The 16,268-nt window shown below is 71.3% G+C and carries 19 protein-coding genes; 11 read left to right on the forward strand and 8 right to left on the reverse strand.

Annotation, left to right across the window (positions count from 1 at the left end):
- Window positions 1-8 precede the first annotated feature (8 nt).
- Genes JOM49_RS29610 through JOM49_RS29620 form a run of 3 tightly spaced genes read left to right on the forward strand, consistent with a single transcriptional unit; the run spans window position 9 to window position 3,106 of the window.
- Window positions 9-1,541, forward strand: a complete 1,533-nt coding sequence (locus JOM49_RS29610; protein WP_209667473.1) for a class I adenylate-forming enzyme family protein — start codon at window positions 9-11, stop codon at window positions 1,539-1,541.
- A complete protein-coding gene (locus tag JOM49_RS29615) occupies window positions 1,525-2,346 on the forward strand; it encodes an SDR family NAD(P)-dependent oxidoreductase (protein WP_308158919.1) in 822 nt (273 codons plus the stop codon). Before JOM49_RS29610 ends, JOM49_RS29615 begins: the two co-directional genes overlap by 17 nt.
- Window positions 2,333-3,106, forward strand: a complete 774-nt coding sequence (locus JOM49_RS29620; RefSeq protein WP_308158920.1) for a crotonase/enoyl-CoA hydratase family protein — start codon at window positions 2,333-2,335, stop codon at window positions 3,104-3,106. The genes JOM49_RS29615 and JOM49_RS29620 overlap by 14 nt, the downstream gene beginning before the upstream one ends.
- On the opposite strand, the gene JOM49_RS29625 is transcribed toward JOM49_RS29620, so the two are convergent.
- The gene (locus tag JOM49_RS29625; RefSeq protein ID WP_209667474.1) at window positions 3,107-3,382 is read right to left on the reverse strand and encodes a hypothetical protein; all 276 of its coding nucleotides are present in this window, start codon (window positions 3,380-3,382) and stop codon (window positions 3,107-3,109) included. It lies immediately after the preceding gene.
- A 101-nt stretch (window positions 3,383-3,483) separates the two neighbouring features.
- Between JOM49_RS29625 and JOM49_RS29630 the strand changes: the two genes are divergently transcribed.
- From JOM49_RS29630 to JOM49_RS29645, 4 genes are read left to right on the forward strand one after another with little or no spacing between them, the layout of a single operon-like run.
- Window positions 3,484-3,651 carry an RH3 domain-containing protein gene (locus JOM49_RS29630; protein WP_209667475.1) on the forward strand — a complete coding sequence of 56 codons (168 nt, stop codon included), beginning with the start codon at window positions 3,484-3,486 and terminating at the stop codon, window positions 3,649-3,651.
- Window positions 3,651-3,998, forward strand: coding sequence for a VOC family protein (locus JOM49_RS29635; RefSeq protein ID WP_209667476.1), 348 nt, complete (start codon window positions 3,651-3,653; stop codon window positions 3,996-3,998). The genes JOM49_RS29630 and JOM49_RS29635 overlap by 1 nt, the downstream gene beginning before the upstream one ends.
- Window positions 3,995-5,284, forward strand: a complete 1,290-nt coding sequence (locus tag JOM49_RS29640; protein ID WP_209667477.1) for an MFS transporter — start codon at window positions 3,995-3,997, stop codon at window positions 5,282-5,284. Before JOM49_RS29635 ends, JOM49_RS29640 begins: the two co-directional genes overlap by 4 nt.
- Window positions 5,285-5,305: 21 nt before the next feature.
- Window positions 5,306-5,953: a proteophosphoglycan 5 gene (locus JOM49_RS29645; protein WP_209667478.1), complete on the forward strand. Its 648-nt coding sequence runs from the start codon at window positions 5,306-5,308 to the stop codon at window positions 5,951-5,953.
- A gap of 48 nt (window positions 5,954-6,001) precedes the next feature.
- Here JOM49_RS29645 and JOM49_RS44440 read toward each other — a convergent pair whose 3' ends face one another.
- From JOM49_RS44440 to JOM49_RS29680, 7 genes are read right to left on the reverse strand one after another with little or no spacing between them, the layout of a single operon-like run.
- A complete protein-coding gene (locus JOM49_RS44440; RefSeq protein WP_209667479.1) occupies window positions 6,002-6,397 on the reverse strand; it encodes a Zn-ribbon domain-containing OB-fold protein in 396 nt (131 codons plus the stop codon).
- On the reverse strand, window positions 6,394-7,551 hold the full coding sequence (locus tag JOM49_RS29655; protein ID WP_209667480.1) for a thiolase family protein: 1,158 nt from the start codon (window positions 7,549-7,551) through the stop codon (window positions 6,394-6,396). The genes JOM49_RS44440 and JOM49_RS29655 overlap by 4 nt, the downstream gene beginning before the upstream one ends.
- Window positions 7,548-9,143 (reverse strand): AMP-binding protein, encoded by a 1,596-nt coding sequence (locus tag JOM49_RS29660; RefSeq protein WP_209667481.1) that lies wholly within the window; start codon window positions 9,141-9,143, stop codon window positions 7,548-7,550. The genes JOM49_RS29655 and JOM49_RS29660 overlap by 4 nt, the downstream gene beginning before the upstream one ends.
- The gene (locus JOM49_RS29665; RefSeq protein WP_209667482.1) at window positions 9,140-9,871 is read right to left on the reverse strand and encodes an SDR family NAD(P)-dependent oxidoreductase; all 732 of its coding nucleotides are present in this window, start codon (window positions 9,869-9,871) and stop codon (window positions 9,140-9,142) included. Before JOM49_RS29665 ends, JOM49_RS29660 begins: the two co-directional genes overlap by 4 nt.
- Window positions 9,872-9,873: 2 nt before the next feature.
- On the reverse strand, window positions 9,874-10,236 hold the full coding sequence (locus JOM49_RS29670; RefSeq protein ID WP_209667483.1) for a hypothetical protein: 363 nt from the start codon (window positions 10,234-10,236) through the stop codon (window positions 9,874-9,876).
- Window positions 10,233-11,456, reverse strand: coding sequence for an acyl-CoA dehydrogenase family protein (locus tag JOM49_RS29675; RefSeq protein ID WP_209667484.1), 1,224 nt, complete (start codon window positions 11,454-11,456; stop codon window positions 10,233-10,235). The genes JOM49_RS29670 and JOM49_RS29675 overlap by 4 nt, the downstream gene beginning before the upstream one ends.
- 27 nt (window positions 11,457-11,483) lie before the next feature.
- Window positions 11,484-12,017 (reverse strand): flavin reductase family protein, encoded by a 534-nt coding sequence (locus JOM49_RS29680; protein WP_209667485.1) that lies wholly within the window; start codon window positions 12,015-12,017, stop codon window positions 11,484-11,486.
- 110 nt (window positions 12,018-12,127) lie between these two features.
- Here JOM49_RS29680 and JOM49_RS29685 point away from each other — a divergent pair, with 110 nt between their 5' ends.
- The 4 genes from JOM49_RS29685 to JOM49_RS29700 all read left to right on the forward strand — a co-directional run bounded on the left by JOM49_RS29685 (window position 12,128) and on the right by JOM49_RS29700 (window position 16,156).
- Window positions 12,128-13,054: a LysR family transcriptional regulator gene (locus JOM49_RS29685; RefSeq protein ID WP_209667486.1), complete on the forward strand. Its 927-nt coding sequence runs from the start codon at window positions 12,128-12,130 to the stop codon at window positions 13,052-13,054.
- A 240-nt stretch (window positions 13,055-13,294) separates the two neighbouring features.
- Window positions 13,295-14,098: an AAC(3) family N-acetyltransferase gene (locus tag JOM49_RS29690; protein ID WP_209667487.1), complete on the forward strand. Its 804-nt coding sequence runs from the start codon at window positions 13,295-13,297 to the stop codon at window positions 14,096-14,098.
- Window positions 14,099-14,163: 65 nt separating this feature from the next.
- Window positions 14,164-14,526: a MerR family transcriptional regulator gene (locus JOM49_RS29695; RefSeq protein ID WP_209671746.1), complete on the forward strand. Its 363-nt coding sequence runs from the start codon at window positions 14,164-14,166 to the stop codon at window positions 14,524-14,526.
- 130 nt (window positions 14,527-14,656) lie between these two features.
- Window positions 14,657-16,156 carry a SulP family inorganic anion transporter gene (locus tag JOM49_RS29700; RefSeq protein WP_209667488.1) on the forward strand — a complete coding sequence of 500 codons (1,500 nt, stop codon included), beginning with the start codon at window positions 14,657-14,659 and terminating at the stop codon, window positions 16,154-16,156.
- The last annotated feature ends 112 nt before the right edge of the window (window positions 16,157-16,268 follow it).

The following is a 16,268-nucleotide window of genomic DNA, read 5'->3' on the forward strand; positions in this document are numbered from 1 at the left end:
AGGACTCGGTGACAGCACCCAGGAGCGGGACCCCGGAGTTCTGGGCGCGGGAACGACCGGACGCCCCGGCGGCGATCCACGGCGACCAGGTGCTGACCTACGGGGAGTGGAACGCTCGGGCCGACCGCGTCGCCGAGGGGCTGGCCGCGCTCGGCCTGCGTGCGGGTGACCGGCTGGGGATGCGGTTCAGCCTGTGCCTGGAGTGGTTCGTGCTCCAGCGGGCGTTGCAGAAGCTCGGGGTGGCGCAGGTGGCGGTGAACGGGAAGCTGACCGCCGACGAAGCCGCGTACATCCTCGGCGACAGTCAGGCGAAGGGGCTGGCCTGCAACGACCCCGACCCCTCGGCGTGGTCCCGGCACGACGTGGGCATTCTGATCACGGTCGGGCAGGCGGACGGCGTGCGCTACGAGGATCTACTGCAGACTCCGGCGGGCGCGCCCCGGTTCGGTCGCCTCCGCCCGGCGCTGGTGCTCTACACCTCCGGGACCACGGGCGCGCCCCGGGGAGTTCCCCCACCGGATCCCGCCGCGGTACGGGATCCCGATCGCCTGCGGCGGTACAACGCGTCGGTCGCCGGCGTCCCGCCCTACCCCGACCGCGCGGTCACCCTGCTGACCCTGCCGGTGCACCACGGCGCCGGCAGCGCGGTGGCGACCCGCACCTGTGCCGTCGGCGGCACGGTGGTCGTGCTGAGCCCCTACGACGCCGAGGAGGCGCTCCGGCTGATCGACCGGCACCGGGTGCAGGTCTGGCCCGCCGTGCCGACCATGCTGCTGCGCGTCCGGAACCTGCCCGAGCGGGTGCTCCGGGCCTACGACCTGTCCTCGCTCACCGCCGTCACCGTGGGCGCGGCGCCCGTTCCGCAGTCGCTGAAGCAGTGGATCGCCGATCACCTCGGGGACGATTTGCTGTGGGAGAGCTACGGAGCCAGCGAAGCCGGGATGATCACCCACACCCCACCGCGCTACCAGCTGACCAAGCCGGGAACGAGCGGGATTCCCTATGACGGCGTGGAAATCGCCATCGTCGACGAGGACTGGAACCGCCTGCCGCCGGGGCGCACCGGCGAGATCGCGGTCGACACCCCGGTGGTGCTGCGTGGTTACCTCGGACGCGACGAACTCGGCGAAGACACCATCCGCGACGGCTTCTACCGCACCGGCGACGTGGGGCACCTGGACGAGGACGGCTTCCTCTACCTCACCGACCGCGTCACGGACCTGATCGTCGCCGGTGGCGTCAACATCTACCCGGCCGAGATCGAGAAGGCGCTGCTCGGGCACCCCGCGGTGCTCGACGCCGCGGTGATCGGCATCCCGCAGGACGACTTCGGCGAGCAGCCCATGGCGTTCGTGGTCACCGATCCGGCCGCCACCCCGGCGGAAGCCGAGCTGGTGACCTATTTGGACAGCCGGCTCGCCGCCTACAAGCGGCCACGCCGGTTCGCCTTCGTCGACGAACTACCCCGCAACCCGATGGGCAAGGTGCTGAAGCGCCGGCTCCGCGCCCCCTTCTGGAAAGGGCGTGACCGCAGTGTCTGAAGCGAGCACCGAAGCCTCACTGGCGCAGTTGCTGGACCTGAGCGGCCAGGTGGCGCTGGTGACCGGCGCGGGCCAGGGCGTGGGAGCGACGATCGCGCGTTACCTGGCGGCCCAGGGCGCCGCGGTGGCCGTCAACGACTACCGCGCCGAGCGCGCCGAGTCCGTCGCCGGGCAGATCCGCGAAGACGGCGGCACCGCGATCGCCGTGCCCGCCGATGTCACCGACTACCCCGCGGTCCGGTCCGCGGTCGAGCGGGTGAGCGGCGAGCTGGGGCCGGTCTCCATCCTGGTCAACAACGCGGGCAACGCCGGGGCCGAGCCGCGGGCGGGCAGGCGGGGGCCGTTCTGGGAGAGCGAACCGGCCGACTGGGAACCGTTCCTGGCGGTGAACCTGCACGGGGTGCTGGCGTGCTGCCGCGCCGTGCTCCCCGGCATGGTCCACAGTGGACACGGCAGGCTGGTCACGGTGATCAGCGACGCCGGGCGGGTCGGCGAGGCGGGTATGGAGGCCTATTCCGCAGCCAAGGCCGGTGCGGCCGGGTTGATGCGGGCGCTGGCCCGCAGCCTGGGGCGGCACCAGGTCACCGCCAACTGCGTGGCGATCGGGCTCACCGACACCCCCACCCTCGCCGCCGTCACCGGCAATCCGGAACTGACGCGCAAGGTGCTGTCGAACTACCTCATCCGCCGCGTCGGCAGGCCCAGCGACGCGGCCGCGGTGGTGACGCTGCTGGCGTCCCCGGCGGGCAGCTGGATCACGGGCCAGACCTACCCGGTGAACGGAGGCTTCAGTGTCAGCCAGTGAGCCCATCCTCGTCGAGCGGCACGGTGACCACGTGGTGGTCATCCGGATCGACCGGCCACACCGGCGCAACGCCTTCGACGGCGCCACCGCGCACGCGCTCGAAGCGGCGATCGACGCCTACGAAGCCGACGACCGGCTCCGCTGCGCGATCCTCACCGGCTCGGACCTCGTGTTCTCCGCCGGGCAGGACCTCATCGCCGCCGCGCAGGGCGACCTGGGCCGGACCGCGCGCCGCGGCGGGTTCGGCATCCTGGCCCAGCCTCCGGACAAGCCGATCATCGCCGCGGTCGAGGGGCACGCACTGGCCGGCGGCCTGGAACTGTGCCTGGCCTGCGACCTCATCGTTTCCTCGCGCACGGCGAAATTGGGCCTGCCGGAGGCCGCCAAGTCACTGGTGGCGGTCGGCGGTGGCCTGTTCCGGCTACCGAAGCGGATCCCGTACCACCTGGCCATGGAACTGGCGCTCACCGGACAGCCCTGGCCCGCCACCCGGTTCGCCGAACTCGGGCTGGTCAACAGGCTGACCGAACCCGGGCAGGCGCTCACCGGCGCACTGGAACTGGCCGAAGCCGTGCTCGCCGCCGCGCCACTGGCGGTCCGGGCCAGCAAGCAGATCGTCCGGCACGCCTACGACTGGGACGACCAGGAAGCCTGGGAGAACCAGCGCGCGTACGCCGCGCCCGTGCTGGCCTCCGAAGACCTGCAGGAAGGACTGCGGGCGTTCGCCGAAAAGCGGGCCGCGGTGTGGAAAGGCCGCTGATCAGGCCTCGCGGGTGCACTGCCAGGTGACGTGGGCCTCGAACATCAGGACCACCTTCCCGGTCTCCACGCACTGCTCGTAGACGAAGCCGTCGGCGAGGGCCTTCTGGTACGCCTGTCCCCTGGCGTAGTCGAGCGCGAATCCCCAATCGCTGTAACCGGAGCCGGTGAAGACCCTGGTGTAGGTGTCCGCCGCCGCGGCGACGCCACCTCCCAGCACCACGGCCGAGGCGAGCGCGAACGCGGTGCAGATCCGGGCGGTTCTCCTCGTGGTCATCCCCCGACCCTAGGAGCAGCACGCGACGGTCCGCGAGCGCCGGACGGGCGTCAGTCACCGCGAGCGGGCATGCTAGCAAGCTCATTTGCTAGCATGCCCGCATGGCTCCGACCGCCAAACGGCAATTCAGCGTCTACCTGCCGCCCGACCTCATCCGTCGGGTGAAACACGCGTCGGTCGACGCGGACGCCTCGCTCTCGTCGATCGTCGAGCGGGCGCTCGAGGAGTACCTGCGGAAGAGCCACCCGGCCGAGGAGGAGCGTTCCTGATGCGCGTGCTGCCGATCCGCTACAGCTCGGATGTCACGGCCCTGACCCGGTTCTACGAGGCACTCGGCCTGCGAGTGGGGCCGGTGTCCCGGCCGGGCGGCTGGATCGAGATGCCCGCCGAGGGCGGTGTGCTGGGCGTGCACCGCGCGTCCGCCGAGGACGCGGGCCGGTGCGAACTGGCCTTCGCGGCCGACGAGCCCTTGGAAACCGTGTCGGCGCGCCTGCGCACAGCGGGGTTCGAGCCGGGGCCGGTGACCGACGAAGCCTTCGGCCACTCGCTGCGCGTCCAGGACCCGGACGGCGTGTGGGTGCAGATCAACCTCTACGACCGGGACCTCTATACGTGAGTGGCGGTCAGCTCACGCGGAAGCCGCTGGTCCTCGCGGTCGGGATCGTCGCGCTCGAGTTCGCCGCGGCGGTCACCGGGTTCGTCGCTTCCACGCTGCTGCCGACCGTCGCCGATGACCTGGACGCGAGGGACCAGCTCGGCCTGCTGATCGCCGGGTCCACGCTGGGGTTGTTCGTCGCCCTCCCGCTGGCGAGCCGGGTTCTGCACCGCCTGGGCCCGCGCGGCACGCTGGCCGCCGGGATGCTCGCCTACCTGGGCGGGCTCGCGCTGGCCGCTTCCGCGCAGGTGGCGTGGGTGTTCGCGCTGGGGCAGTTCGCCGGCGGGCTGGCGAGCGGGCTGCTCGCGGTGTTCGGCATCAGTTCCGCGATCCAGCACCTCGGCGACCGGCTGCGCATCCGGGTGGTCGCGGCGTCGTCGGCGATGTGGATCGTGCCCGCGCTGGCCGGCCCGGCCGCGACGCTCGGGCTGGAGCACCTGGTGGGCTGGCGGTGGACCCTGCTGGTGCCGGTGCCGTTCGTCCTCTTCGGACGGTCGCTGGTGGTGCGCGCCGTCCGCGACGGCCCGCCTCCCGAGGCGGCGCCACGGCCGCTGGCCCGGACGTTGCTGGTACCGCTGGGTGCCGCGGGGGTCGTATTGAGCACGGGGTGGTGGCCGCTCGCGATCCTCGGCGCGGCGCTCACCGTGACCGGGATGGTCTCGATCCTGCCGCCGGGCACCGCGCGCCTGCGTCGCGGCACGCCCGCCGCGCTCGGGGCGATGGTCCTGTTCGCGGTCGGCTACTTCGGCGCGGACAGCCTGATCACCGTGTTGCTGACGAGCGGGTTCGGGATGAGCCTGGGACAGGCCGCTCTCGTGCTGAGCGCCGCGCCGCTGGGGTGGGCGATCACGAGCCTGTTCGCCGCGGCACGCTCGAAGCGGCACTTCCCCACGGTCGGCCTGGCCCTGACCGCCCTCGGCACGGCGGTGCTGGCGGTCGAACTCGTCTCCGGCGGCTCGTTCGCCGTGGTGCTCGTCGCGTGGGCGGTAGGCGGAATCGGCGTCGGACTCGCGTATCCGGGGCTGTACCTCAGCGCGACCACCGCGGGCTCGAGTGGGTTCAGCGCCGCGGAACTGGCCACCGCGGTCATCACGGCCGAATGCATCGGGCAACTGCTGGGCCGCGCTGTCGGCGGCACCTTGAGTTCGGCGGGCCAGAGCGGTGGATTGTTCGCTTCGTACGTGCTGTTCGCGGTCGCACTGGTGGCGGCCGCGGGCGCGGCGAACCGAGCCCGGGAGCCGCGTTGAGGGACGGTTACCCTGTGCCCCATGCCTTTGGTCTCGCTCGAGCTGCCGTCGCCCGAAGAACTCCGCCCGCGCTGGGCGGCCTACGCCGCGGTGATGGCCGCCATCGGCTACGGCGACGGCTGCCGGGCGGACGGCCGGGTGTGGCACTACGACGACGGCGGTGGCAACTGGTGCGACCTGGTCCTGTTCGAGGACGGCCGGGCCGTGCTGCAGGGGAACGACCACGAGTACTCCGACACCTACTTCCGGGACGCGGCGGAGTACTTCGGGGAAGACGAAACCGATCTGCTCGCCGACGCCCCCGCCTGGTGGGGCGAACACCTGCCCCCAGCAGGCGAATGGGTCGGCTTCGTCTACGGCTTCGAGGGTTCCTGGCGACGCGCTTCGTACGACCTGCAGGACGGCTTCGACTCGGTAGGCCTGCCCGCCCTGGACAACGCGAGCTTCCTGGACTCGGTCACCGAGTTCGTCAGCGGCCGTTCCGAAGGTGCCTTCACCCCACCGCAGGACGCCATCCTCGCCCTCGCCGCCGCAGGCCCGGACCTGACCACGGACCACCTGGCCGCCGTCTTCGGCCCCAGCACCACCGCCGACCTGGCCGCCGGAGCCGAAGCAGCACGCGCCTTCAAGCGCCGACCCGCTCCCCCAGCCCTCGTGCCAATGCTATGAGTGGGGCATTACTTGCATCGAATGCAAGTAATGCCCCACTCATAGCGTTCACGGCAGCACTCGCCGGCGGGGCGATGTCACGAATGTGGTCTGTGCGTGGGCCAGCGGCCATGGGGTGCCGTGGATTTCGCCCCAGCGCAGGGTGCAGGCCTGTCCCCGGATGGGCGTCGCCGGGCGGGAGGCCCAGCGGGTGAGGAATCGCAGGCCGCCCAGGTCCAGGGCGATCAGGTCGTAGGGGCCGTCAGCGAGGAAAGGTGCGGGCACGCCCCGGTGTACGCGCACCTCCGCCAGGAGCACCGCGGTACCCGACCATGGCGTTGCCACAAGCTTGTCACTGCCGCACGTTCGGCAGATTTCGCCGTCCGGCCAGCGCCATCGGCCGCAGTCCGTGCAGCGCGGGAACAGGATGTCGTCCCCCGAGCGGCGTGGGTAAGCGGGGCTCATCGCGCACCCGCCGAGAGCACGGCGGCGCCGATCGACTGCGGGCCGTCCTGGTCGACCATGCCGAGGCCGGTCACCAGCGCGGCCCTCGCGCCGGGCACCTGCGTCGGCCCGGCTTGCCCGCTCAGTTGCCGTGCCGCCTGGACCACGGGCAGATATCCTCCGGCGCCCCCGGCCTGACCGCAGCTCAACATGCCGCCACCGGTGTTCACCGGCAGGTTCCCGCCGATGTCCAGCGAGTGGGCGGCGAGGAAGCCCCGCAGGTCTCCCCGGGTGGCGAAACCGAGTTCTTCTAGCTGCACGGCCACCATGAGCGGAAAGTCGTCGTAGAACTCCAGCACGGAGAAGTCACCAGGCCCGCGACCGGCGACGTCATACAACGCTGACGCGTGCCGCGCCCAGCCGAAGTCGAGCTCCTGTGGACGGTTGCCGGCGTGCTCGGTGAATCCCGCGTCCACTCGCACCGCCTGCCGGGAGCCCAGCGCTTCGGCAGTGACCACGAAAGCCGCCGCACCCGAGCCCGGGAAGACGCAGTCCAGCAGGTGCAACGGCTCGACGATCGGGATCGAACCGAGGTAGTCCGCCACCGTGATCGGCTTGCGGAACAGCGCGCGTTCGTTGCGCGCGCCATTGCGCCGCTGCGCGACCGCGATCCGGCCGAAATCCTCCCCCGTGCTGCCCGTCACGGCCTGGTGTTCGCGCTGGAGCAACGCGAAGACAACAGTGGCCGCCGCCGCGCCGATCGGGGCGAGCGATTCGGCGAAACCGGTGGAGAAGCTCGCGTTCACCTCCGCCAAAGTGGCGGTGTCGGTGGTGTCGGCGGCCGCGCAGACGACCGCGGTCGCCTGACCGGACAGCACCGCGGCAGCGGCCTGCAGCAGCGCGTTGACCGCGCCCGGGCCACCGGGTTCCTGCGGCGCCAGCCAGTTCACCCGCAAGCCGTTGCGTGCGGCCAGATCGACGGCGTGGTCCGGCGCGAGGGTGAACCCGCCGACCGCCAGGCCGTCGATGTCCGCCGCGGTGAGCCCGGCGTGCCGCACGGCTCCGGAGATGGCGTCGGCCAGGAGTTCGCGCGTCGGGCGCTCGACCCGTTTGGTGACCGGCAGTTCGTGCCACCCGGCGATCACCGCGCCCCGGGTGTCGCGCACCGGTGTCATCCGCGCTCCCAGGTGTCCTCGGTGACGCCCTGTTCGCGGAGCACCTGCTTGGCGACCTTGCCATTGGCGGTGAGCGGGAACGCGTCCACCACCCGCAGATAACTCGGAAGTGCGTACGCGGGAAGGTGTTCCGACGCCGTGGCCAGCAGTGCCGCCGGGTCGAATTCGGCGCCGTCGGCGAGGTGCAGGCACACCAGCACCTCGTCTTCGCCGAGCGGGCTGGGCACCGCGATCGCCGCCGCGTCGGCCACCGCAGGATGCACGCGGAAGGCCGCCTCGATCTCGTAGCTGGAGATGTTCTCGCCGCGGCGGCGGATGGAATCCTTGAGGCGGTCGCGCCACCGGTAGTACCCCCGCGCGTCGCGCTCGACCAGGTCACCGGTGTGGAACCAGAGATTGCGGCGCGCTTCCAGCGTGGCCTCGGGATTGCCGAGGTAGCCGTCGGCGATCTGGAACGGCTGCCGCGGCCGGACGGCCAGCTCGCCGGTGGCCGGTCCGTCGAGGATGACGTCGCCGGGGCCGAGCAGGGCGACCTCGAAGTCGGGGTGCGGGATCCCGGCGACACCCGAGGTGCGCTCGCCCGGCGGAGTGTAGATCGGCACGCCGATTTCGGTCATGCCGAAGCCTTCGACCACGTGCACGCCGAAGAAGTCCTCGAACTCGCGCTTGATCGCCGGGGCGATCCCCGGGCCGAGGATGCGCCGCAGCCGCGAAGTCCGCGTGCGATCGAAGGTTTCCGGCCGCCGGTTCCACAGCATGGTGCTCATGGCGCCGAGGATGAAGGTGGTCGTCGCCTGAGCCTGTTCGAGCCGCGTCCAGAACGCCGACACCGAGAACCGCGGCCCGATCACCGCCCGGCCCCCGGCCGCGAAAGCCTGCAGCGGGGTGGTCAGCGCGTTGGTGTGGAACAACGGGAGTGCCGTGTACAGCACGTCGTCGGCGTCGAGCGCGAGTTGTTCACACCCGATGACCGACCACCACCAGAACTGGCCGTGCGGCATCACCACGCCCTTGGCCGGTCCCGTGGTGCCGGAGGTGAACAGGACCGCTGCGGTCGTCTCCGGACCGATGGCTTCGGCGGGGATGCCTTCCGGTGCGAGGGCGAATCTCGCCGCGTCCGCCCACACCTGCTGTCCCACACCGGAATCGCGCGGCCCGTCGAGGGCGGGGGTGTCGAAAACCAGCCGGGTGGCTGCGGGCGCCACGGCGGCGACCTGTGCCGCCGTCGAAGCGTCGACCAGCACGATCGCCGGATCGGCCAGCCGGAGCTGGTGACGCAGGGGATCGCCGCGGAGTTCGGGGTTGAGCGGCACCAGCACGCTGCCGTTCCAGGCCGACCCGTGGAACAGGTCGATCAGCTCCGCCCGGTTCGGGCTGACCACCACGACGCGATCCCCCGGCCCGGCGCCGTGCGCGCGAAGCGTGGCGGCGGTGCGCGCGGCCCGGTCGACGAGGTCGCGCGCGGTGAACCGCTGCTCCCCCACGGTCAGCGCGAGCTTGCCCCCGGCGGCGTCCGCGTTGCCGGTGAGGATGTGCTGGACCGTGCGGTGGCTCGCAGGCCACCGCCGCCAGGGGTGCCGTCCCGCGCTCATCGCATGAACAATCCGCCGTTGAGGTCCAGCGTCGCGCCGGTGACATAACCGCTGTCCGGGCCGACGAGGTAGGCGACCGCGGCCGCGATCTCCTGCGGCTGCCCGACCCGGCCCACCGGGATGCCCGCACCGAGCCGGGTGACTTCGTCGTCGTCCATGGCCGGGGTGCGCACGGCCGCCGGGGTGATGGCGTTGACCGTGACGCCGTCGCCCGCGAGTTCACGCGCGAAGATCTTGGTCAGCACCAGGATCCCCGCCTTCGACGCGGCGTAGTGGGCGCCGGCGACCAGTCCGCCCTGCTGCCCCGCGAACGACGAGACGTTCACGATGCGCCCCCACCCGCGGTCGCGCATCCCCGCCGCCGCCAGCCGGCTGAGCACGAAGTAGCTGCGCAGGTTGGTGTCGAGCACCGCGTCCCATTCGTCGACGGTGATCTCCCACAGCGACCGCTTGACCGTCACCCCCGCGTTGTTGACCAGCACATCCGGCTGCCCCCACACCTCGGTGACCCGGGCGAACGCCGCCTCGATCGAGTCCGCGTCGGCGACGTCCAGCCCGAAGGCCCGCGCGGTCTCCCCCGCCGGGTCGAGTTCCGCCGCGACCCGTTCCGCCTCCGGTGAGTTCAGGTCGCCGAGCGCGACCCGGAACCCGTCCTCGTGCAGCCGCCGCGCGATGGCGGCGCCCAGCCCCTGCGCGGCACCGGTGACCAGCGCGACGAGAGCGCCCATCCTCAGTCCTCCCCGAAGAACAGCGCGCGGCCCAGGCGGGTCTCGACCTTGTAGTAGCGCCACAGCTGGTACTCACCGGCCGGGGTCTCGCGGAACAGGTTCACGATGGCGCGGACCGTCTCGTAGTCGGGTGCTTCCAGCAGCAGGTAGCAGGTCCACGGGAACGAGGTGGTCGGGCCGATCTGGATCGTGTCGTCGTCGAACGTGCCGAGCACCTTGACGCCGAACCGGCCGGAGAGATCGGCGAACGCCGCCTTCGTCGCCTCGAACACGACCGCGCGTTCGGCCTGCTCGGCGGCGAAGAAGTGCTGGCTGACGCCGATGCAGATCAGGGCGCGCAACGGGGCTGGGGTCGGCTGGCTCATGCGTTCTCCTTCGATGCGGTGGCTTGCTCGCGCAGACTGCCATGTGCCGGTGCCAGCGTCAGCCCGAGGGAGCTGGCGGCGATGAGCTCGTGGGCCGCGAAGTCCGCGACCGGCATGAACAACCCCGCCTGCACATCGCGCCAGGTGCGCTCGAACGGCAGCGACCGGGCGTAGGCGGCACCGCCGACGACGTCGATCAGGCGGGTGAACACGGCGACGGCGTTCTTCGTGCAGACGTGCTTGACCAGCGCGCTCTGCGCGACGATCTCCTGCAGGTCCAGCTCCTCGTACATCTGCGGGGTGCCGAACTGCGCGGTGTGGCGGTAGAGCAGCGCCCTGGCCGACTCGATGAGGATCTCGGCGTCGGCGATGGCGTCCTGGGCGCGGGCGTCCTCGACCAGGCCCCGGCGGCGGACCTGCTGCTTGGCCCAGTCCAGCGCGCCGACGGCGATGCCCACGTAGACCGCGCCGAAAGCGGGCTGCGACCAGCCGAACACCGTCTCGGTCACCGTCGCGTCGAGGTGCCCGACCGGGAAGGAGTGCACCACGTTCTCGTCCGGCACGAACAACCCGGAGAACTCCAGGTCGTTGCTCTGCGTGGCGCGCATCCCGAGCATGTTCCAGGTCGGGTGGATGGCCACGTCCGGGTCCTTGAGCTCGATGCGCAGCAACAGCAGCGTCGGGCCCTTCTCGGGGTCCTCGTAGCGCGCGGTGGTGGACGCGTGCGTGGCGACGGCGGTGTTGGTGCCGAAGTTCTTGCGCCCGGTGATGCGGAAGCCGCCGTCGACGCGCTCGGCCTTGGTGCGTGCGTCGGACATCAGGTTCGGCGAGCCGAATTCGCTGGTCACGGCCGCCCAGATCAGGTTGCCTTCGGCCGCGTCGCGCAGCAGGCCTTCCAGTCGCGGGTTGCCGGTGCGCCGCCACACGCTCGACCACTGGCCCATCGGGGTGATGTGCATGTTGACCGCGAGCGCGGTGGCGCCGTCACCGGTCGCGAGCCGCTCCAGCACCGGGATGAGCTCGGCCTGGGTCGCGCCCAGCCCGCCCAGTTCCTCCGGGATCGACAGCTTCAGCAGGCCCGCGGCACGCAGGTCCTCGTAGTTGTCGAACGGGAAGGTGTTGTCGGCGTCGTGCGCGGCCGCGCGGTCGCGGAAGGTCTCCACCAGTGAGTCGGCCAGCGCGACGAAGCGCTTCTGCCGCTCGGTGAGCAACTGCTTCATGGGTGCTCCTTGCGGATCGGGGGGATTTCAGCGGACGAGCGGTTCCTGCCGCCCATAAGCGCGGTTGGCGTAGGTGAGCCCGTGTGCGTCGGTGGCGCGGACGTCCACCACGCGGCCGACGATGAGCAGGTGCGAGCCGGCGACCAGGAACTGCTCGGCGTGGCAGTCGAAGGCCGCGGCCGCCGTCGGCAGGACCGGGGAGCCGGTGCGCAACGACGTCCATTCGTCGCCGAACCGGTAGCGGGACGACGATCCGCCCTGCCCGGCGAAAGCCCGCGCGGCGTCGAGGTGCTCGACCGCGAGCACGTTCACGGCGAAGCACTGGTTGGTGCGCACGGCATCGGCGACGGGCGCCGCGCGGTACAGGCTGACCACCAGGGTGGGCGGATCCGCGCTGACCGACATCATCGCCGTCACGGTCTGCCCGAACCGGCCCGCGGTGCCTTCGGTGGTCACGATGGTCACCGCACCCGTGGTGCGCCCCATCCCGGCGATGAACCGGCGGCGCAGCTCGTCGCTGGCCGAGGGCGAGAGCGCCAGCCGGAGGGGCTCGGCGACCACGGTGCACTCCTTCGCTGCGGCGACGTCGGGCCCAGTTTCACGGCCGCCGCATCATTGATCAAATAGATTGAAGAGTTGAACATCATGAACCGAAGCGATTTACTCTGGTGGTGGGCACCCGAGTAGGCACGTCGTTCGCGCAACTGGAGTTCCTCGCCGCGGCGATCGAGGACGGCAACATGACCACCGCGGCCGCGCGGCTGCACACCACGCAGTCCAACCTGTCGGTGGCGCTCGCCAAACTCGAACGCCACCTCGGCGTGGAGTTGCTGGTGCGCCACCGATCCCGCGGCGTCGTCCCGACGGCGGCCGGGCTCGAAATCGCCGAGCGGGCCCGCGCCATCCTGCGGGCCGCGCGCGAACTCGAGGAGTGGAGCAGGACCGAGACCGAGGAGGTCACCGGCTCGGTGCGGCTCGGCTGCTTCGTCCCGCTGACCTCGTTCTACATCCCGGCGCTGCTGCGTGAACTCCAGGAGCGCGCGCCACGGCTGGAGGTCTCGATCGAAGAAGCGCCGATGGACGTGCTGCGCCAGCACGTGGCCGACGCCGAACTCGACCTGGCCCTGGTGTACGACCAGCGGTTGCCGGACCAGTTGGTGTTCCGGCACCTGGCGGACGTGAGCCCGTACGTCATCTTCGCTTCGGACAGCCCGTTCGCCCGGCGGGAGCGGGTCCACCTGCACGAGCTCACCGGTCAGACGATGGTGTCGTACGACCTGTCCTCCTTCACCACGACGCGCACGCGGCAGCTGTTCGAGCACCTCGGCCTGCCGGCTCCGCGCGAGCTGCCCGCGACCAGCATCGAGACGGTACGAGCGCTCGTGGCGGGCGGTGCCGGTTTCGCCATCCTCAACCAGCGTTGGGGCACCGACGTCACCGCCGACGGCTCAGCCGTGACGTCGGTCGAACTCGCGGACCACGTCGAGCCACTCGGCCTCGGCGTCATCACCCGGCAAGCGACCCGCAGCGCCAAGGTCCGCCTGCTCGGCGACCTACTGGCCACCCACGCCGCCCGCCGCCACCCGCCCACACCGTGACCGCCATGTCCACAAAGGACCCTCACCGCGCCTCCGGCCGAACCCCACGTTCCCGCAGCCGAACCCCACATTCGGACAGCCGAACCCCACACTCAGGAAGCCGAGTCCCACACTCAGGCTCCAAGCCGGCCACGGCGAATGCTATGAGTGGGGCATTCCCAGCATTCAACGCAAGTAATGCCCCACTCCTAGCATTCAGCTCTCGAATCGCTCGACCCGCCCGGCAGTAAAGTCTCGATCATGACCAGTGAAGCCCCGGCCGGTCCGTTGTGCACCCGCGATTCCGTCGTCGCCGATCTGCGGGCGTCGGGCGTGCGGGCCGGGCGCACGCTGCTGGTGCACGCCTCGCTGAGTTCGCTCGGCTGGGTGGCGGGCGGCGCGGTGGCCGTGGTGGAAGCGCTACTCGAGGTGCTCGGCCCGGACGGCACGCTCGTGGTGCCGACGATGACCGGCGAGAACTCCGATCCCGCGCACTGGTCCGCGCCCCCGGTGCCCCGCGACTGGTGGGCCCCGATCCGGGAAGCCATGCCCGCCTACGATCCGCGCGTCACGCCGTCGCGGTTCATGGGCGCGATCGCGGAAACGGTCCGGACCTGGCCGGGAACGCTGCGCAGCGCCCATCCGCAGACCTCGTTCGCCGCGCTCGGGCCACGGGCGGCGGAGATCACCGACGGCCACGCGATCGACTCCCGGCTGGGCGAGCGGAGTCCGCTCGCGCGCCTCGAAGCCGTCGGCGCGGAGGTGCTGCTCCTCGGCGCGCCGTTCGCCAACTGCTCGTGCTTCCACCTCGCCGAGTACCGCGTTCCCGGACCGTCCGAAGAGGTCTCTTTCGCCGCTGAAACCGAAGCGGGGCGCCAATGGATCACCCTGCGCGAAACCCGGATCGACAGCGACGACTTCGACGCACTGGGCACCGACTTCGAACGAGAACATCCCGAACTCGTGCGCCAGGGCACGGTCGGCGCGAGCCGCACCCGCCTCTTCCCCTTGGCGGCCGCCGTCTCCTACGCCGAGGGATGGCTGCGCCGCCACCGCACGGCGTGAGCCCGCGCCCGCGGGCAGTACCGTGGTCCGATACGGACGGAAGGGACCGCGGCGTGGGCGAGCAGATGCAGATCGGCGAGGTGGCGGAACGCACCCAGCTGTCCCTGCGCACGATCCGCTACTACGAAGAGGTCGGCCTGGTGGTGCCCAGCGCCCGCAGCCAGGGCGGTTTCCGCCTCTACACCGAGCCCGACATCGCCCGGCTGGACCTGATCAAGCGCATGAAACCGCTGGGCTTCCAGCTGGAGGAAATGCGGGAGGTGCTGGCCATCCTCGACCCGCAGCCCGCCGACCAGCCGATCGACGACCCGGCCGCGCGGCTGGCCCGCTACAGCGCGAACGCCGAGCAGGCCTGCGAGGACCTGCGGGCCAAACTGCGGATCGCCGAAGAGTTCGCCGCGCTGCTGCGCACCCACGTCGTCGCCTGAACACGTGATCGTGACCCGGGACTCACTTGCCGGACGCGGTGTCGGCGGGCGCCGAACTCTGCCCTAACGTAAGGGAAGAGTTGCGAACCTCCGCGCCCCTTCCGGCGCCCGAGCACGACAGGTAACCCGAGTGCCTTCCTCTTCCACCGCACCGCGTCCGCGGGTGCGGCTGACCAGGCCGTCCTGGTTGTCCCCGCGGGTCGCGCGCACCGAGATCCTCGCCGGGCTCGTGGTCGCGCTGGCCCTGATCCCCGAGGCGATCTCGTTCTCCATCATCGCCGGGGTCGACCCCAGCATCGGCCTGTTCGCCTCGTTCACCATGGCGGTGGTGATCGCCGTGGTCGGCGGCCGCCCGGCGATGATCTCCGCGGCGACCGGGGCGATCGCGCTCGTGGTGGCGCCGCTGGCCCGTGAGCACGGACTGGGTTACCTGCTGGCCACGGTCATCCTCGGCGGCCTGATCCAGGTGGTGCTCGGCGCGCTGGGCATCGCCAAGCTGATGCGGTTCGTGCCCCGCAGCGTCATGGTCGGCTTCGTCAACGCGCTGGCCATCCTGATCTTCCTGGCCCAGGTGCCCGAGCTGATCGACGTGCCGTGGCCGGTCTACCCGCTCTTCGCCGGTGGCCTGGTGCTCATGGTGCTGTTCCCCAAGCTCACCAAGGCGGTTCCCGCGCCGCTGGTGTCCATCGTCGCGCTCACCGCGCTGACCGTCGCCGCCGGGATCGCGGTCCCGACCGTGGGTGACAAGGGGGTGCTGCCGGACTCGCTGCCGGTCCCCGGGATCCCCGACGTGCCGTTCACCCTCGGCACGCTGACGCTGATCGCGCCGTACGCGTTCGCCTTCGCCCTGGTCGGGCTGATGGAGTCGCTGATGACCGCGAAGCTGGTCGACGACATCACCGACACCCACTCCAGCAAGACCCGCGAATCCATCGGCCAGGGCGTCGCGAACATCGTCACCGGCTTCTTCGGCGGGATGGGCGGGTGCGCGATGATCGGCCAGACGATGATCAACGTCAAGACCGCCGGCGCCCGCACCCGCCTGTCGACCTTCCTCGCCGGTGCCTTCCTGATGGTGCTGTGCATCGTGTTCGGGCCGGTCGTCTCCGACATCCCGATGGCGGCGCTGGTCGCGGTGATGGTGCTGGTCGCGTTCGGCACCTTCGACTGGCATTCCGTCGCCCCGGCCACGCTGCGGCGGATGCCCGCCGGGGAGATCACCGTCATGGTGGTGACCGTGGGCGTGGTGGTGGCCACGGACAACCTGGCCATCGGCGTGGTCGCCGGCTCGCTCACCGCGCTGGTCATCTTCGCCCGGCGGGTGGCCCACCTGGTCGGCGTCACCTCGGCGGTGGACCCGGACGGCGGGCAGGTCGTCTACGCGGTCACCGGTGAGCTGTTCTTCGCCTCCAGCAACGACCTGGTCGGCCGGTTCGACTACGCCGGTGACCCGGACCAGGTCGTCATCGACCTGACCGACGCCCGGATCTGGGACGCCTCGACGGTCGCCGCGCTGGACGCGGTCATCGGCAAGTACGCGGCGCGGGGGAAGGAAGTCGAACTCGTCGGGCTGGACGGCCACAGCGCGACCATGCACGACCGCCTGTCCGGCAACCTCACCCCGCACTGAGGGTCTCCGCCCAATGGCCGCAGCGCTTGGGCCATTCGCCCACGCCGCCGCCGGGCACGGCCGCTGCGGCGGCCCATGGGACGCTCGGGTGGAACGGGAACCAGGACGGAGG

Source organism: Amycolatopsis magusensis (assembly GCF_017875555.1).
In the GTDB taxonomy this organism is placed as follows: Bacteria; Actinomycetota; Actinomycetes; order Mycobacteriales; family Pseudonocardiaceae; genus Amycolatopsis; species Amycolatopsis magusensis.

Excerpts from the sequence above, each read along its gene's own strand:
- JOM49_RS29625 (WP_209667474.1), bottom strand. The coding sequence starts at position 3,382 with ATGACCACGAGGAGAACCGCCCGGATCTGCACCGCGTTCGCGCTCGCC.
- JOM49_RS29630 (WP_209667475.1), top strand. The coding sequence starts at position 3,484 with ATGGCTCCGACCGCCAAACGGCAATTCAGCGTCTACCTGCCGCCCGAC.
- JOM49_RS29635 (WP_209667476.1), top strand. The coding sequence starts at position 3,651 with ATGCGCGTGCTGCCGATCCGCTACAGCTCGGATGTCACGGCCCTGACC.
- JOM49_RS29645 (WP_209667478.1), top strand. The coding sequence starts at position 5,306 with ATGCCTTTGGTCTCGCTCGAGCTGCCGTCGCCCGAAGAACTCCGCCCG.
- JOM49_RS44440 (WP_209667479.1), bottom strand. The coding sequence starts at position 6,397 with ATGAGCCCCGCTTACCCACGCCGCTCGGGGGACGACATCCTGTTCCCG.
- JOM49_RS29655 (WP_209667480.1), bottom strand. The coding sequence starts at position 7,551 with ATGACACCGGTGCGCGACACCCGGGGCGCGGTGATCGCCGGGTGGCAC.
- JOM49_RS29660 (WP_209667481.1), bottom strand. The coding sequence starts at position 9,143 with ATGAGCGCGGGACGGCACCCCTGGCGGCGGTGGCCTGCGAGCCACCGC.
- JOM49_RS29665 (WP_209667482.1), bottom strand. The coding sequence starts at position 9,871 with ATGGGCGCTCTCGTCGCGCTGGTCACCGGTGCCGCGCAGGGGCTGGGC.
- JOM49_RS29670 (WP_209667483.1), bottom strand. The coding sequence starts at position 10,236 with ATGAGCCAGCCGACCCCAGCCCCGTTGCGCGCCCTGATCTGCATCGGC.
- JOM49_RS29675 (WP_209667484.1), bottom strand. The coding sequence starts at position 11,456 with ATGAAGCAGTTGCTCACCGAGCGGCAGAAGCGCTTCGTCGCGCTGGCC.
- JOM49_RS29690 (WP_209667487.1), top strand. The coding sequence starts at position 13,295 with ATGACCAGTGAAGCCCCGGCCGGTCCGTTGTGCACCCGCGATTCCGTC.
- JOM49_RS29695 (WP_209671746.1), top strand. The coding sequence starts at position 14,164 with ATGCAGATCGGCGAGGTGGCGGAACGCACCCAGCTGTCCCTGCGCACG.